Source organism: Serratia nevei (assembly GCF_024160145.1).
In the GTDB taxonomy this organism is placed as follows: domain Bacteria; phylum Pseudomonadota; class Gammaproteobacteria; order Enterobacterales; family Enterobacteriaceae; genus Serratia; species Serratia nevei_A.
In genome coordinates this window covers 59,221-75,032 of the sequence record NZ_JAMYWQ010000025.1, presented here as the reverse complement: position 1 = coordinate 75,032, position 15,812 = coordinate 59,221, and the positions used below count along the sequence as shown (strand labels likewise).

The following is a 15,812-nucleotide window of genomic DNA, read 5'->3' as shown; positions in this document are numbered from 1 at the left end:
GTTGTGGTTGAGGTAGTCACGCCACAGGACTTCGGCGATGTCCGCCATGCCCATAGGGGCACCCGGGTGGCCGGAATTGGCTTTTTGTACGGCGTCCATGCTGAGTGCGCGGATGGCGTTGGCAAGCTCTTTACGAGAGGACATGTTTTACTCCAGGTCGGATAAAAAAAGCAGTCAAGTTCCCTATTTTCTCAGACTCCACATCACAACGGCAATCCCTAATGCCAAATGAGAGCGAGTTCACCACTTATTAGCACGATTGGGCGCTTTTTCGGAATAACACTATTCTCGCCCCGTCTGACGTACACTAGGCTCTTGCGGCAAGATTTCTTCCAGGCAAAATGATTCTTTTACCTTGTTACCTTCACAGGACGATGGCGTTATGAAGATCCGTACCTCTTTGATTGCGTTGGGCATTGCCACCTTGGCAACCGGCTGTCAAAACCTGAATACCGAAACCTTGATGCAGTCCGGCGCGCAGGCCCTCCAGGCGGCCACCCTGAGCAACAACGACGTTAAAGCCCTGAGTGATAAATCCTGCGCCGAGATGGACAGCAAGGCACAAATCGCGCCAGCCGACAGCACCTACGCCAAGCGCCTCAACAAGATCGCCGCGGCGCTGGGCGATAACATCAACGGCACCCCGGCCAACTACAAGGTCTACCTGACCAAAGACGTCAACGCCTGGGCGATGGCCAACGGCTGTATCCGCGTCTACAGCGGCCTGATGGACATGATGAACGACAACGAAGTGGAAGGCGTACTGGGCCATGAAATGGGCCACGTGGCGCTGGGCCACACCCGCAAGGCGATGCAGGTGGCTTACGGCACCGTGGCGCTGCGCACCGCAGCGTCCTCCGCCGGCGGCGTCATCGGCTCGCTGTCGCAGTCGCAGCTGGCGGACATCGGCGAGAAGCTGATCAGCGCCCAGTTCTCGCAGAAACAGGAAAGCGAAGCGGATGATTACTCGTTCGATCTGCTGAAAAAGCGCGGCATCGATCCGAACGGCCTGGCCACCAGCTTCGAGAAGCTGGCCCAGATGGAAGCCGGCCGCCAGAGCAGCCTGTTCGACGACCACCCTTCTTCCCAAGCGCGCGCGCAGCACATTCGCGATCGCATCGCGGCAGAGAAATAACCACGAAAACGCCCGGCAAGCGCCGGGCGTTATTTTATCGTCTCAATACAGCGTTTTCTGCGGCGGCCCGGCGAAGGTCAGCGGCCCGACCTGCTTCATGTCCACCTCGACCACCGCTGGCCCCGGGTAGTTGATCGCTTCGGCCAATACGCCGTTGAACTGCGCCGCCGCGTCCACCTTCCAGGCTTTCAGCCCCATCGCTTCGGCAATTTGAGTGAAGGCCGGCGTATGCAGCTCGTTGTAATACTGGCGCCCGGCGAAGTACTTGTCCTGAATGCCGCGCATCACGCCATAACCGCCGTCGTTCATGATCAGCAGGGTGATATTCACCTGTTCCTGCGCCATGGTCGCCAGCTCGCCCAGCCCCAGCGCCAGACCGCCGTCGCCCACCAGCCCCACCACTTTGCGCTGCGGGTTGGCGATCGCGGTGCCGATCGCCATCGGCAGCCCCATGCCGATGGCGCCGGCCAGCGAGTGAATGTTGCACAGCGGCGAGATCGCCCGGAACAGCCGGCTACCCCAGACGCTGCCGGAAACGGTGATATCGCGCACCAGCAACCCGTCCTGCGGCAGCGCGGCGTCGATGGCGTCGTTGAGTTTGGCGTATTCGCCGGACTGCTGGCGCAGCGCGCTCTCCGCCAGCCGCACCGCCCCGGCGATCTCGGCATCCCACTCGGCGTTGACCTTTTCGCCGGGGGCCAGCCGCGCCGCCAGCGCCGCCAGCAGCGCCGCACAGTCGCCGTTGATCTGCTCATCGGCCAGGTAGTTGCGGTTGGCCGCCGCCGGATCGATGTCAATCTGCACCAGCGGGCGCGGCAGCGGCAGCGTCCAGGTGCGGGTTTCATTACTGCGCAGGCGCGAACCGGCCACCAGCGTCAGGTCGCACTGCGTCAGGATCGCTTCGATGCTCGGTGAGTTATGGAACGCCCGCAGGCTGCGCGGGTGGCTATCCGGCAGAATGCCGCGCCCGTGGGTGCTGGAGATCACCGCCACGCCGGCGTCCGCCAGCTTGCGCACCGCGTCGCCGCAGGCCAAGGCGCCGCCGCCCAACCACAGCAGCGGACGCCTGGCCTGCTTCAGCCGCTGATGCAGCCGCTCCACCGCCGCGGCATCCGCCTGCGGCAGCGGCGCCGGCGCCAACGGCTCGGTCAGCACCGAACGGGAAACCAGGCTGCTTTGAATATCGATCGGGATCTCGACCGCCACCGGGCCGCAGGGCACGGTTTGCGCGTCCAGGATTGCCCGCTGGATCACCGCCACCGCCTGCTCGGGCGAATTGACCCGGTAAGCGCGCTTGGCGCAGGCGCGCAGGAAGCCGAGCTGATCGCGGGTTTCATGAATAAAACCGGCGTCGGCGTCCAGATAGGCTTTCTCCACCTGGCCGGTGATATGCAGCAGCGGCGTGTTGGCGTTGAGCGCCTCAATCATCGCCCCCACCGCGTTGCCGGCGCCGGCGCCGGTGCTGGTCAAGGCTACGCCCAGGCCGGAGAAACGCCCGTGCGCGTCGGCCATGGTGACCGCACCCGCTTCGCCGCGCGCCGGCACGAAGCGAATTTTATCGCGCTGCCCCACCGCATCGGCGATCGGCAGATTATGAATCGAAATGATGCCGTACATCGCCGACACCGCGTACTGTTCCAGAGTCCGGGCTATCGCCTCGCCAACCGTGATTTTATCGCTCATCATCTGCCTTCTTAGGGTATTCGTTATTAGGGTTATGCGTAGAGGTGTCGGCCTAGTCGCTCCAGCGGTTCACCTGATGGCTCAGCGCCAGATACACGCTTTTCTGCTGCATGTAGGCCTTGATGCCGTTCAGGCCCTTTTCGCGGCCCAGCCCGCTTTCCTTGAAGCCGCCGAACGGCGTGGAAATCGAGAACGTTTTGTAGGTATTGACCCAGACGGTGCCGGTTTCCAGCCGCTCCGCCAGCGCCATCGCGCGCGGAAAATCGCGGCTCCAGATGCCGGCCGCCAGGCCGTACACCGAGTCGTTGGCCTGTTCAGTCAGCTGTTGCTCGTCGTCGAACGGCAGCGCCACCAGCACCGGGCCGAAGATCTCTTCCTGGCAAACGCGGGCGTCGTTGTTCAAACCTTCGATAATGGTCGGCAGGTAATAGCTGCCGCTCGCCAGTTGCGGATCGGCCGGTGCTTCGCCGCCGATGATCACCCGGCCGCCCTCCTGCCGCGCCAGCGCCACGTAGTTCGCCACGCTTTGCCGATGTTTGGCGCTGATCAGCGGGCCGAGATGCACGCCCGGCACCAGCGGGTTGCCGATGCGCAGCCCCGCCGTCAGTTCGGTCAAGCGCGCCAGCAGCGGCTGATACAGCGAACGGTGCACGAACAGCCGCGAACCGGCGATGCACGCCTGGCCGGCGGAGCTGAAAATGCCGTAGCAGATGCCGCGCGCCGCCTGCTCCAGATCGGCGTCCTCCAGCACGATGGTCGGCGATTTGCCGCCCAACTCCAGCGAGGTGGGGATCAGCTTGTCGGCGGCGATGTGCGCCAAATGGCGCCCGGTGCTGGTGCCGCCGGTAAAGGCGATCTTTTTCACCAGCGGATGGCGCGCCAACGCCTCGCCGATCACCGAACCTTTGCCCGGCAACACGCTGAGCAGCCCGGCCGGCAGGCCCGCCTGTTCGAACAGCTCGGCCAGCTTCAGCGCCATCAGCGGCGTGGCTTCGGCCGGTTTGAGCACCACCGCGTTGCCCGCCGCCAGCGCCGGCGCCACCTTCTGCATTTCGCTGGCGATCGGCGAGTTCCACGGCGTAATGGCGGCGATCACCCCCATCGGTTGATACTGGCTGAGGGTCATCACTTCGGCGCTGCGCGGGGTCGGCAGCTCGCCTTCCAACACCTCGCAGGCGGCCGCGAAGTAGCGCGCGGTCGCCGCCGCGCTGGCCACCAGTCCCCGGGTTTCCGCCAGCGGCTTGCCGTTGTCGCGGGTCTGCAGCTCGGCCAGCTGTTCCTGCTGCGCCAGGATCAGGTTGCTGACGCGGTAGAGGATCGAGGCGCGTTGATGCGGCACCAGCCCACGCCATTCCGGCGCGCGCCAGGCGCGCTCCGCCGCGTCTACCGCCTCGTTCACGTCCTCGACGTTAGCGGCGCGCAGCCGCGCGTTGACGCTGCCGTCGGCCGGGAATACCGAAGCCATCTCTTCGCCACGCCCTTCACGCCAGCGCCCGGCAACAAAAATATTCAATCGTTCCATGCTCCGCTCCTGCCGTTCAGGCAATAAAACCGCCGTCCACCAGACGGCGGCAGGCTTGTACCGCGCTCAGCGCCGCCAGGGTTGATGTTTTGGGATTGCTCGCCAGCGGGGTGCCGCTCAGCTCAATGTGAAACTCGCCAAAATCACCGCGCACCTGCAGGCGATGGGTATTGTGCCGGGTGGCGGGATCGACCTGCAGGCACACCCGGGTGGCGTCCATCCCCAGGCCGTTGAGCGCAATGGTGGCCGCCACGTTGGCATTGGCCGGGAACAAACGCGCCGCTTCACGCGCCGACCCTTCAAAAAACACCTGCGCTTCGCTCACCGCATCGAGGTCGATCAGTTGCTCCGCCGGGCTGCCGCGCCAGCTGGCCGGACTTTTGCTGGCCTGATAGGTCACGCTCTCCAGCCCGCCTTCGCGCGCTGACGCCAGCCCGTCCATCCCCGCCACCGCGCCGGACAACACGATCAGCTGCCCGTGATGGCGGCGGCAAACCTGCTGCAGCCGCTGTTGCAATGCGGCGTCCGCCAGCGCGCCGGTCGAGATCAGCGCCAGCGGCCAGCCGCACTGCAGCACCGCCTCGCCGAACTCCGCCACCGCCTGCTGGCTGGCGCACTCCAGCACCAGATCCGGCCGCTGCAAACACTGCTCGGGATGAGTCAGCGCCTGCACCCGCCCGCCAGAGGCCTCCACGATCGCCGCATGATGAGCCGCGCGCGCCAGGATCCAACCGACCTCCACGCCTTCCGGCAAACGGGCGATCACTTCTTTCGCCATCGCACCGTAGCCAATCATCATGATCTTCTTCATCTTTATCGGCCCCTGCTACACATGGCGGTTAAAGCCGCCGGATACGTCCAGCGCCGCCCCGGTGGTAAAGGAAGCCAGCGGCGAAGCGAGGAACAGCAGCGCCTGTGCCGGCTCCTGCGGCTTGCCGAGGCGCTTCATCGGGATGCCGCGCCGTTCGGCGATCGCCGCCGTCCACTGCTCCCAGCTTTGATCTTTATCGCTGCGCTCGTCGAAACGGCGGCGCCATTGGCCCGACTCCACTATCCCCAGCAAGATCGAGTTAACGCGAATGCCTTTGCCCACCAGCTCTTTCGACAGCGTCAGCGTCATGTTGAGCAGCGCGGCGCGCGCCGCCGAGGTGGCGATCATGTGTTCTTCCGGCTGCAGCGCCAGCAGCGAGTTCACGCAAGTGATAGATGCGATCGCCGATCGTTCCAGCGCCGGTAAAAACGCCTGCACCGGGTTGATCACGCCGAACAGCTTCAGCTCGGCCTCATGCAGCCAGGCTTCGCGCGGCGTTTGGTCAAAATGGGCGACGAAGCCCTGACCGGCGTTGTTGATCAGCAGATCCACGCCGCCGAAATGTGCCGTCACCTGGTCAGCGAACTGCGCCACCTGCTGCGCGTCCAGCACGTCGCAGCGCAGCGCCAGGATCTCCGCCTGCGGAAACTCCGCACGCAGGCTGGCTGCTGCGCCGGCCAGTTTGTCCGGATCGCGGCCGCAGAACGCCACCTTCGCTCCTTCGGCCAGCAGCAGCTTCAGGGTTTCGAAACCGATGCCCGACGAGCCGCCGGTCACCACCGCCACCCGATTCTCAAGCTGAAAATTCATCGTTGGATTGCTCCCGTAAAGTCCCGCAGATAGCGGTTGAAACACGCCGGCGCGTCGAGGTAGCTGGCATGGCCGGCGGCGGCGATCAAACGCAGCGTCGCGTCCTGCTCACGCGCCAGCTCGGCCGCCTTCTCCGGCGGCGTAATGCGATCCTGGTCACCGCACCACACTTCCAGCGGGCCGCGATAGCGCGCCAGATAGCGGCCGATATCGTCGTTGGCCAGCATCCAGGCGGCACTCAGAAAACCGTCGGGATCGAGCTGCTGCATGCCGTTGCGCACCCAGGCGATATCCTGCGGATCCGCCCCTTCACGCAGCAAGGCCGCCGCCCGCTGCTCGCCGTAGCCCACCGGCCCCAGCGTCTCTATCATCTGTTGGCGTTGGCCGTACACCTGCCGACGTTTTTCCTCCGGCTCCGTGGCATAGCCCTGCGCCGGATCCGCCAACACCAATCCACATAACCCGTCCGGATAGCCGGCGGCATAGGCGCTGCCGATCAGCGCCCCCAGCGAATGGCCGACGATCAGCGGCTGCACCAGCTGCAGCTCATCAATCAGCGCCGCCAACGCCGCCGCATAACCGGCGGCATCGGCCTGAGGATCCGCCAACGGCAGGCTACCGCCGTAGCCCGGCGCGTCCCACGCCAACAGACGGTGGCCGTCCGTCAGGCCGCTATCGTTGAGCTGCTTGATCCACGAGGCCGATCCGGAGCTGATGCCGTGCAGCAACACCACCGGCCGCCCCTGCCCGGCCTCGCGCCAGCTCAGGGTGTACGCCCCGCAGCGCGCCCGTTGGCGTTGCGCCAGGCCGTTCATCAGTTGCGCTTCACTTTGGACAGCGGGTGATCCGCCGGATAGGTCGGGATCTCCGGCTTGGCGGTGCCGAGCATCACGCACATCAGCGCCTCTTCCTCGCCGTGGTTGAACAGGCCGCGATACACCCCCGCCGGCACCGAGATCAGATCGCGCTCTTTCAGCCGGGTTTCGTAATACTCTTCCCCATCCTGAATCATCAACGTGATGCTGCCCTTCAGCATGAAGAACACTTCTTCCACGTCGTCGTGCAGGTGCAGCGGGCCCTCGCACTTCGACGGCAGCACCATGGTGGAGAAGGTGAAATTGCCCGCCGGAATAGTGTTGGCGTCGCTGGCCACGCCGGTAGCGCCGGTACCGATGTAGCGCATCTGCGCACGGCGGTATTTCGGGTCAAAGTCGGCCTGGAACTTCAGCGCGTTCCAGTCGTACTTACGGCCTTCGAAACGGGCGATGCGCGACTCCACCCAATTTTCCATCGACAAATCCTGCGGCTTGACGCCGGCTTTGTTCTCAACCTGAGACATGTTGTCACTCCTCTGTTGAATCGATTGATTAATCAGTACTTTCTCAGCAACGGCAGCAGAATGAGGCAGCCGGCGAAAGCCATCACCACCAGGAACAGCAGGCCGTTATCCATATTGCCGGTGGCGGCGATCAACGCCCCCATCAGCACCGGCGCCAGCGCGCCGGCAAAATTGCCCAACCCGTTGAAGATACCGCCGGCGGTAGCGCTGACCTTGCTGCTGGTCGCCTTCGCCAACAGCGCGAAAATATTCGGCGCGCCGGCGCCCCACATAAAGGTGCTGAAGGCCATGGCGGCGATCACGCTGTAGGTGCCCTGCAGGTGCAGCACCACCGCCAGACCGAGGCCGGCGCCGCACAGCGACAGGAAGCAGGCCAGCGCGCGCCGATCCAGCTTGTCCGACAGCCAGGCGCCCAGCACTTCGCCGAGCAGCATGGCGATGAACGGCAGCGAAGAGAGGTAACCGGCATGCTCCAGATGAATGCCTTTCCCCTTGATCAGGTAGCTCGGCAACCAGCCGTTCATGCCCCACAGGTAGGTCAGGAAGGCGATGTTGAACAGGCAGATCATCCAAAAGTGCGGGCTGCGCAATAGCTCGCGGCGATGCTGTTGGCGTTCGGACACCGCCGGCCTGGTTGCCACCGCCGGACGTGCAACGTTCAGGTGGCGCATGCCGAACAGCACCAGCAACATCACCGGCAACGTCAGAAACGCCATAAAGAAGAAGGTGGCCTGCCAGTCGAAGGTATTGAGGATGTACAGGGTGACCGGGAAGCCAAGCGCGGCACCCAGCGGCGTGCCGAGCAGCCACAGCATGGTGGCGCGCGCCTGCAGCTGCGGCGGGAAGGCCTGACGAATAATGGCGTAGGCCATCGGTAACAGCGGCCCTTCGGCGATGCCGAGCAGAATGCGCAGCGTCATCATGGCGTGATAGGAACGCACCAGCCCCATCAACACCATCAGTACGCCCCACACCACCATCATGCCAATCAATACTTTGACCGGATTAAGCCGATCGCCGATGCCGCTGAGCAGCATCGAGGAAATGCCGTAGGAGAACAGAAAGGCGCTCATCAGCAAGCCCAGCCGCGCCGGATCAAAACCGATGCCCAACGCCTGCTGAAACTCGGCGTCGGAAAACAGCGCCGCGATGCTGATCTTGTCGAAAAACGCCAGCAGCACGCAGGCAAACAGCGCGATTGGCACCAACCAGCGCACCCGCTGCTGCGGATTTTCGGCAACGGCTTCCCCCGCCCGTCCAGCGCGGGCGTCAATGTCTTGCGTAGTCATAAAACGCTCCCGAGGTTCGGGCGTTATTTCAACGCCATCAAAGAAAACTCCGCATCCGCCAACTGCTGCGGATCCAGCACCCGGCCGCTCGCCAGCCAACGCTTGCCGAGCTTGATGGTGCGCGCATCGTTGAACGCCACCATCTGCACCAGCTGCCGATCGACGTTCAGCGTGAAGAACACCTGCGACTGCGGTGTGCGGCGCACCACATGGTGCACGCCGCCGCTCGGCACGCCGAGGATCTGGATATTGGCGTCGTATTGATCCGACCAGAGCCAGGCCACGTCGTCATACGGGGCGGCGCAGGCGTCGAGCATCGCGCAGGCGGTGCTGATAGCCTGATTTTGCGCGTAGGCCCAGGACTGCAGGCACAGGCCGAGCGTCGGGTGACGCGCCACGTCGCCGGCGGCGAAGATCGCCGGATGGCTGGTGCGCCCCTGGCCGTCGACCACGATGCCGGACTCGATCGCCAGCCCGGCGCTGCGCGCCAGTTCGAGATTCAGCTCGACGCCGATCCCTACCACCACCAGATCGAAGGCCTGCGGATCGCTGACTTCGCTGCCGATCCAGGCGGCACCGTCGCGATCTTCCAGCGAGATCTCGCCGCAGCCGCACAGCACCGTGACGCCCTGCTGGCGATGCAGTTCGAGCAACGCCTGTGACACGTCGGCGCCGACGCTGCGCATGCACAGCGCGGGCTGGCGTTCAAACACCGTCACCTCGGCGCCGAGACGGCGCGCGGAAGCGGCGATCTCCAGCCCGATCCAGCCGCCGCCGACGATCGCCAGGCGGCGGCAGCCCTGCAGGCCCTGCCGCAGCCGGGCCGCATCGTCCCAGGAACGCAGCGTCATCACGCGCGGGTGCTGCGCCCAGGCAGCGCCCGGTAAACGCGGCCGCCCGCCGGTGGCGATCAGCAGCTGCTCGAACCGCAGCCGTTGCCCGTCGCTGAGCGTGACGATTTGCTGTTCTGCATCGATGGACTCGGCGCGCAGCGGGCGACGCCAGTCGATATTCAGCTCCGCCACCGTCTGTTCGCTGAACAGCCGGCTGAGGGGAGCCGCGGCATCCAGCAGCGCCGCTTTCGACAGCGGCGGCCGCTCGTAAAAATCGTAGGGTTCGTCGCTGACAACCGTCAGCCGGCCGCTGTAACCGCGATCGCGCAGCGTCTTGGCCGCCCAGCCGCCGGCCTGGCCGCCGCCGACGATGACGATGCCCACTTGCTCCGGCCGGTTCATAACGCCTCCGCCTTTTTATGCTGGCGGCGCGTGTCGTGATCGATGCCGCCCTCTACCGCCCATTCGGTGAAGGAGACCAATGAATGCTCCAGCTCGCGCGGCTGCCAGTTTTCCGTCAGATAATCGTCGTTGGTGTAGTACTCGAACGCGCCGCCGGTCGGGCTGTTGACGTACCAGAAATAGGCCGAGGAGATCGGGTGGCGGCCAGGGCCGATAAAGGTGCTCCACTTCTCTTTGTTCATGGCGATGCCGCCGCCGATCACTTCATGGATATCGCGCACGGTGAACGCCACGTGGTTCAGGCCGCGCGGGCGGTTCGGCAGCTTCAGCAGGAACAGGTTATGGTGGCCGCCGCGCGCCTGGGTACGCAGGAAGACCGCGCGATCGATATAGCGATCGGACACCTGAAAATCCAGCAGCTCGCGGTAGAAACGCTCGGTCGCCGCCAGATCCTCCACAAAGAACACCACGTGGCCGATGTTGATCGGCTGCGCCTGCGAATAGACCGGGCTGGGTTGATCGATGCGACGCACGTCGCCCCATTGGTTGATCGGCGTGACCGGCACCTCGACCGCCTGCTGGCGGCTGACCACAAAGCGCAGCGTCATGCCGTTGGGATCGAGGCATTCCAGCGCTTCCCCCACCTGACGGAAGCCGGGCATCAGCGCCAAACGCGGCTGCAGGCGCGCCAGATCGGCGGCCGAGGCCACGCCCCAGGTCATGCGGCGCAGGGTAGAACCGCCTTCAAACGCCGCAGGCAGCGCCGCGCTTTGCAACGGGCGCAGGACAACCCGCGCCCCGCTCAGGGTAGTGAATTCGCGCTGCAGTTCGCCCCCATGTTGCGTGGCTGGCTGCAGGCCGAAGTCTTGCATGAATTTTTCGCAAGTTGGCAGATCTTCGACGCCAAATTCCAGTTTTTCGATTCCGATTACGCTCATTGTTCAGCCTCACGTTCTCGCTGCATACGGTTTTCAGGCATGAGTGAACCCCGGCCCCTGTTTGCTACGGGCCTTGTCCCTGCCTGAGTAAAAGAGTCGGGCCTGTCGGCTAGCCGACGTTGGCCTGCGGCGGCGCGCCGAGGAAGCCGGAAATTTTCTCCGCCGCGTCGCGCACTTCCATGCGCAGCCGCTCGCGATCCGCTTTCGGGATCTCATCGGACGGCACCATGATGCTAACCACCGCCTCGACCCGCTGCTCGCGGTTGAAGATCGGGTAGACGATCGAGGAGATGCCGTGGCGGAAGAACGATTCGCCGATCACATAGCCACGCGCTTTGTCTTGCTGCACCATCTGCCACAGCGTTTCGCGATCCGCCGGGGTGCCCGGCAGCTGCGCGTCCGGATAGAGTTGTTCGAACTCGCCGCGGGTGGCGCTGGTCAACAGCATGCGGCCGAGCGAGGTTTGATGTACCGGTAAGCGGGTGCCCACGCTGACCTGATTGATCTGCGAACCGGCGGCGCTGACGCGGGCGATGTAGATCACGTCGCGCCCGTCGCGGATTGCCAGATGGCTGCTGCACTGGCTGCGATCGCGCAACTGCTCGATCACCGGCTGGCCGGCCTGCGCCACGTCCAGCGACGCAATGTATTCGAAGCCGAGGCGCAGCACCTTGATGCCGAGCGCAAAGGTGTTGGTGCGCGGATTGCGCTCCAAAAAGCCCAGGTGCTCAAGCGTCTGCACCACGCGGTAGGCGGTGGCCTTCGGCATATCGACCAGGCGATGCAACTCGGCGAAGGTCATTTCCTTATGCTGCTCGCCAAACGCCAGCAGCAGCTGCAACCCGCGATCCAGCCCCGGGATCAGATACTTACATGCTTGCTCGTCCGCCATCTCTCGCTCCTGCGCTGTGCGCCTGCCCTGCGGGCCGTCAGTTGAATACGAAGCCGCCGTTGACCGGCAGCAGTTGGCCGGTGACGAAATCCGCCAGCGACGACAGCAGATAAAGCACCGTACCGTTCACATCGTCCGGGTGCTGCGCCCCGGCCAGCGCGCGCCCCTGCTCATACAGCTGATGGCGCTCGGCGGGCACATACTCGGTGGCTTCCACCCGCGTCAGGCCCGGCGCAATGGCGTTGACGCAGATCCCCTGCGGGCCCAGCTCGCGCGCCATCGAACGGGTCATTGCAATCAGCGCGCCTTTACTGGCGACATAGGCCATCAGGCGCGGTGCGCCCCACAGCGCAGTGTCCGACGCCACGTTGACGATCTTGGCGTGCGGGTTGCGCGCCAGCAGCGGCACCGCCGCCTGGCTCACCAGCCAGGTGCCGCGCACGTTGACCTGCATCACCCGATCCCACAGATCGATATCGTATTCCATCATGGTTTTGCCGCCGACGCCGGTCGCCAACGCCGCGTTGTTGACCAGGCCGTCGATCCCGCCGCCTGCGGCGATCTGCTCGAACGCCGAGCGGATCGCATCCGGTGACGCCAGATCGATCGTCTGCGTTTCCACCCGAGCGCCCTGCTCGCGCAGCGCGGCGCCGCTCGCCGCCAGCTCATCCGCCAGAATGTCGCACATCACCACCTGCGCGCCGGCGGCGGCGATGGCGGCAGCGAAGCTGTAGCCCAGGCCGCGCGCCGCCCCGGTGACCACGATGCGTTTACCGTTCAGCAGGCCGCTCACTGCGCCGCCTCCCGCTCGCGCAGCATCGCCAGCTGTTTCTGCGCCTCTTTCTGCATCAGGCGGCGCAGGCGAGAAAGACCGACGTCGTGCTGGTACAGGTATTCGCGGCCGCGGGCGTTAGGCGCCATGTTCTCAAGCACGATGCGATCCTGCTCGAGCACGTCCCAATGCAATGATTCCAGGCGGTTGCGGTACATGAAGCGCCACATGTCGCGCTGCCAGTCTTTGACCTTACGGATGCGCCAGAAGAAGACCCGGCAGTGATCCTTGTCTTCCGGCACCACCATGCCGATGATCCAGAAGTGACCGCCCGGCCCGAAACGCTTCTTGTACGGGATCGACAGGCGCATCCAATAGGCGCCGCTGCTGCCGAACTCTACCCAGTCGAAGTTGACGCCGATCTGGCCGTTTTTCTTGAAGATAAACCCGCTGTCGGTCGGCTCCAGCCCCATATCCGCCTTGCGATCCCCTTCCGCCATCGAGTGAGAGGAAGAGTGCAGGTAGGTGCCGTGCATCGGATCCATCACGTTTTCCAGGGCGTATTGGTAGTTGCAGTTCCAGCTGGCGGTGCAGAGGAAATTGCTGTACGACGCTTCGTCCGCCAGCTCTTGCGGGAAAGCCAGCTCGGCCGGCGCTTCATCCGCCGTCACGCCGAAATAGAGGAACACTGCGCCGTAGGCCTCTTTGGCCGGGTAAGACCGCAGGCATTTCTGCCCCACCAGCGGGCAGCGATCCACCGCCGGCACGTCTTTCACCGTCCCGTCGCCGCCGACTTCCACCCCGTGATACCAGCAGGCGATGCGATCGCCGAGGTTCCACCCCATGGAAAGCCGCGCGCCGCGGTGCGGGCAGCGGTCTTCCAGCGCGTGGATCCGGCCTTCGCCGTCGCGCCATACCACGATTTGCTGCTCCAGGCGGGTGATGCCGACCGGGTTGTTGCCCACTTCCCAGCTGGCCAGCACCGGATACCACATGCCGCGCAACCCCTGGTCAAGATAGTCCTGCAAGCTCTGTTCGGAGGATGTTGTGTTTGCTGTCATTGTCTTCTCCCGGATGTGGCTCAGAAACCGTTAACGTGAAGGAATTCGCGGAACGTCGCCTCATTCCACGGCTGGCCGCTGCGATCGAACAGGCGGCGCTGATTCAACGCGCTGACGATCTGCTCCAGCTCTTCCGCCCCCTGATCGAAGATCGTTTCCAGCGCCGCCACCAGGGCGGTTTCGAAACCGTCCGGCACACGAGCGCGGTTTTGCCAGATGACATTGCGGAACTGGCCCGGCTGATGGATTTGACCGTTGCCGCCTTCGCGGGCCGGCGTCACCTGTTGGGTGTCCGGCAGCCAGGGATTGAAATCGGTGATGTGCTGCATGATTACTCCTCCGCGATAAAGGTGATCTGGATTTGGTTGTCGACCACCCGGGTGGGATAGGTTTGCAGATCGCGGCCGCCCGGCTCGCGCAGGCACTGGCCGGTGCGCACGTCAAACAGCGCTTCGTGCAGCGGGCACTCAACCTTGCCGTCGTCTACAAACCCCTGGCTGAGCAAGGCATAAGCATGCGGGCAAACGTCTTCCAGCGCGTAGTAGTTACCGTCGAGCAGGTACACCCCGATCTCTTTTCCTTCCACTTTGCCGGAGAAAGGAAAATCTTCTTTCACCTGAGACACTTCGCACACATTCTTCCAGCTCATTGCTTTTGTCCTCTATCTGATTGTTTCATATATGAAACTCAGTTTCTTATTTAATACAGCCACTATAGGTCTGGCGAAACTTTCGTCAAGCGAGCGGAACGGCAAATGTTAATGAAAGGTTGTTTAAAAATGACAAATGCGGGAAGGATCACGAAATCATGCACTGATATGAAAAACCTATGTCAGTTGTGCGCTCTCCCGCTAATTTATGGCAAAAAATGCGTTGATCCCGACGACGCATTGCGCGTAAAAGTGTTTTCTCACTGTCTTTCACACCCTATTTGATAACAATAAATTTACATCAATCAGCCTCATCCCCCGCGTTTGTGCGCAATGGCATCCGCGGGTGAGTTTGCTGCTGCCTGAATTCGTCAACCGCTCGCATTGAGGAACGCAACGTGCAACAACGTCAACGCTGGTTTGGGGTGATCGCCCTGCTGTTTCTGATCGTTATCGCCTATGCGGATCGGGTCAATATCGCCGTGATGTTGGTCAATCCCGACTTCCTGCAACACTTCCAACTCGGCGGTGACCGCGCTCACCAGGGCACGCTGATGACGGTGTTTTTACTCGGCTACGGGCTTTCCGCCATGCTGCTGACGCCGTTTCTGGAAACGCTGATGGGCTACCGCCGCGCGCTGACGCTGAGCGTGGTGCTGTGGGCGCTGCTCACCGCCGCCTCGCCGCTGGCGGGGTCGCTGCTATTACTGTGCGTGGTGCGCGCGCTGCTTGGCGTCAGCGAAGGGCCGCTGTTCTCGCTGAAGACCATGTACATCAGCGATCATTTCGCCGCCGACGAGCGCGGCAAGCCCAACGCGGTCAGCACGCTGGGCGTTTCGTTGGGGTTGGTGCTCGGCTTTCCGCTGGTGAGTTTTTTGATGGCGCACTTCGGCTGGGCGATGTCGTTTCATCTGCTGGCGCTGCTCAACCTGCTGCTGGGGCTGGCGCTGGTGCGGCTGTTCGTTCATCCCCTCGCCCTGTCTTCCCCCTCGCGCCCAGCCGATCCGCAACTGGTGCTGAGCCGCGTCTGGCATACCTTTGCGCTGGCCTGGCGCACGCCGATGCTCGGCTGGATCCTGCTGATCGAGATCGCTACGCTCAGCTATCTGTGGGGCTCCAGCTCCTGGTTGCCGGCGTATCTGACCGATGAAAAGGGGTTTTCCATCAAGCAGATGGGCTGGTTGGCCGCGCTGCCTTTCATCGTCAGCATCGCCTCCAAATACCTCGGCGGCGTGTTGCTCGACCGTATCCGCCCCTATCAAGCGCCGCTGATCTTCGTCTGCGGCGGCGCAGCGACCGCGCTGTGCATCTATGGCGTGATGAACAGCCATCAGCTTGGCTGGATCGCCTTCTTCCTGCTGGCGGCCAACGCCTGTTGGGGCGCGCAGGGCGCGGCGATCCCTACCCTGCTGCAACATTATGCGCGGCCGGAGGCGGTCGGCAGCGCCTATGGGCTGATCAACGGCATCGGCAATCTGTTCTCGGCGTTTGTGCCGATGGCGATGGGCATGGTGATGGCCAGCCAGGGCAAGGTGTCTTCAGGCTTTGCGGTGCTGATCGCCTCGCAGCTGCTGACGCTGCTGGCGGGCGGCGCACTGTTTGGCCGCATGTTGCTGGCGCGGCAGGTGAAGCGGGCATAAACCCGTTTCCCTGTCCTGCGCGGCGGAAAAACGAAA

At 63.8% G+C, this 15,812-nt stretch carries 17 protein-coding genes; 2 read left to right on the top strand and 15 right to left on the bottom strand.

The genetic code is table 11. The annotated features are described in order from the left end of the window. Positions 1-144, bottom strand: a 144-nt coding sequence (locus M6G53_RS17255) for a thiamine pyrophosphate-binding protein (protein ID WP_146158877.1), incomplete at its 3' end; no start/stop codon positions are given. A 238-nt stretch (positions 145-382) separates the two neighbouring features. Here M6G53_RS17255 and loiP point away from each other — a divergent pair. Continuing rightward, complete coding sequence (loiP, locus tag M6G53_RS17250; RefSeq protein WP_253333244.1) at positions 383-1,135, top strand: metalloprotease LoiP; 753 nt, start codon at positions 383-385, stop codon at positions 1,133-1,135. Positions 1,136-1,177: 42 nt separating this feature from the next. Here the strand turns inward: loiP and M6G53_RS17245 are convergent, their stop codons facing one another. From M6G53_RS17245 to M6G53_RS17180, 14 genes are all read right to left on the bottom strand, one after another. After that, positions 1,178-2,818: a thiamine pyrophosphate-binding protein gene (locus M6G53_RS17245; RefSeq protein WP_253333252.1), complete on the bottom strand. Its 1,641-nt coding sequence runs from the start codon at positions 2,816-2,818 to the stop codon at positions 1,178-1,180. Positions 2,819-2,870: 52 nt separating this feature from the next. After that, positions 2,871-4,340 (bottom strand): aldehyde dehydrogenase, encoded by a 1,470-nt coding sequence (locus tag M6G53_RS17240; protein WP_253333242.1) that lies wholly within the window; start codon positions 4,338-4,340, stop codon positions 2,871-2,873. Positions 4,341-4,356: 16 nt separating this feature from the next. Beyond that, positions 4,357-5,151 carry an aspartate dehydrogenase gene (locus M6G53_RS17235; RefSeq protein ID WP_253333240.1) on the bottom strand — a complete coding sequence of 265 codons (795 nt, stop codon included), beginning with the start codon at positions 5,149-5,151 and terminating at the stop codon, positions 4,357-4,359. Between the two features lie 15 nt (positions 5,152-5,166). Next, positions 5,167-5,961, bottom strand: a complete 795-nt coding sequence (locus tag M6G53_RS17230; protein WP_253333238.1) for an SDR family oxidoreductase — start codon at positions 5,959-5,961, stop codon at positions 5,167-5,169. Then, complete coding sequence (locus M6G53_RS17225) at positions 5,958-6,776, bottom strand: alpha/beta fold hydrolase (protein ID WP_253333236.1); 819 nt, start codon at positions 6,774-6,776, stop codon at positions 5,958-5,960. The genes M6G53_RS17230 and M6G53_RS17225 overlap by 4 nt, the downstream gene beginning before the upstream one ends. Beyond that, complete coding sequence (locus tag M6G53_RS17220) at positions 6,776-7,300, bottom strand: cupin domain-containing protein (protein WP_004937634.1); 525 nt, start codon at positions 7,298-7,300, stop codon at positions 6,776-6,778. Before M6G53_RS17220 ends, M6G53_RS17225 begins: the two co-directional genes overlap by 1 nt. A 32-nt stretch (positions 7,301-7,332) precedes the next feature. Then, a complete protein-coding gene (locus tag M6G53_RS17215; protein WP_253333234.1) occupies positions 7,333-8,589 on the bottom strand; it encodes an MFS transporter in 1,257 nt (418 codons plus the stop codon). Positions 8,590-8,612: 23 nt separating this feature from the next. Next, positions 8,613-9,824, bottom strand: a complete 1,212-nt coding sequence (locus M6G53_RS17210; RefSeq protein WP_253333232.1) for an NAD(P)/FAD-dependent oxidoreductase — start codon at positions 9,822-9,824, stop codon at positions 8,613-8,615. Next, a complete protein-coding gene (locus tag M6G53_RS17205) occupies positions 9,821-10,762 on the bottom strand; it encodes a VOC family protein (protein ID WP_253333230.1) in 942 nt (313 codons plus the stop codon). Before M6G53_RS17205 ends, M6G53_RS17210 begins: the two co-directional genes overlap by 4 nt. Before the next feature lie 109 nt (positions 10,763-10,871). Continuing rightward, entirely contained in the window at positions 10,872-11,654 is a 783-nt protein-coding gene (locus tag M6G53_RS17200; RefSeq protein WP_253333228.1) for an IclR family transcriptional regulator, read from the bottom strand. Positions 11,655-11,691: 37 nt separating this feature from the next. Next, on the bottom strand, positions 11,692-12,447 hold the full coding sequence (locus M6G53_RS17195; RefSeq protein ID WP_253333226.1) for an SDR family oxidoreductase: 756 nt from the start codon (positions 12,445-12,447) through the stop codon (positions 11,692-11,694). Then, a complete protein-coding gene (locus tag M6G53_RS17190) occupies positions 12,444-13,487 on the bottom strand; it encodes a Rieske 2Fe-2S domain-containing protein (protein ID WP_253333224.1) in 1,044 nt (347 codons plus the stop codon). The genes M6G53_RS17195 and M6G53_RS17190 overlap by 4 nt, the downstream gene beginning before the upstream one ends. Before the next feature lie 20 nt (positions 13,488-13,507). Continuing rightward, entirely contained in the window at positions 13,508-13,816 is a 309-nt protein-coding gene (locus M6G53_RS17185) for a recombinase-like helix-turn-helix domain-containing protein (protein WP_004937617.1), read from the bottom strand. A gap of 2 nt (positions 13,817-13,818) precedes the next feature. Further along, a complete protein-coding gene (locus M6G53_RS17180) occupies positions 13,819-14,136 on the bottom strand; it encodes a non-heme iron oxygenase ferredoxin subunit (RefSeq protein ID WP_004937614.1) in 318 nt (105 codons plus the stop codon). A 398-nt stretch (positions 14,137-14,534) separates the two neighbouring features. Here M6G53_RS17180 and M6G53_RS17175 point away from each other — a divergent pair, with 398 nt between their 5' ends. Beyond that, positions 14,535-15,776, top strand: a complete 1,242-nt coding sequence (locus M6G53_RS17175; protein WP_253333222.1) for an MFS transporter — start codon at positions 14,535-14,537, stop codon at positions 15,774-15,776. Positions 15,777-15,812: the final 36 nt, after the last annotated feature.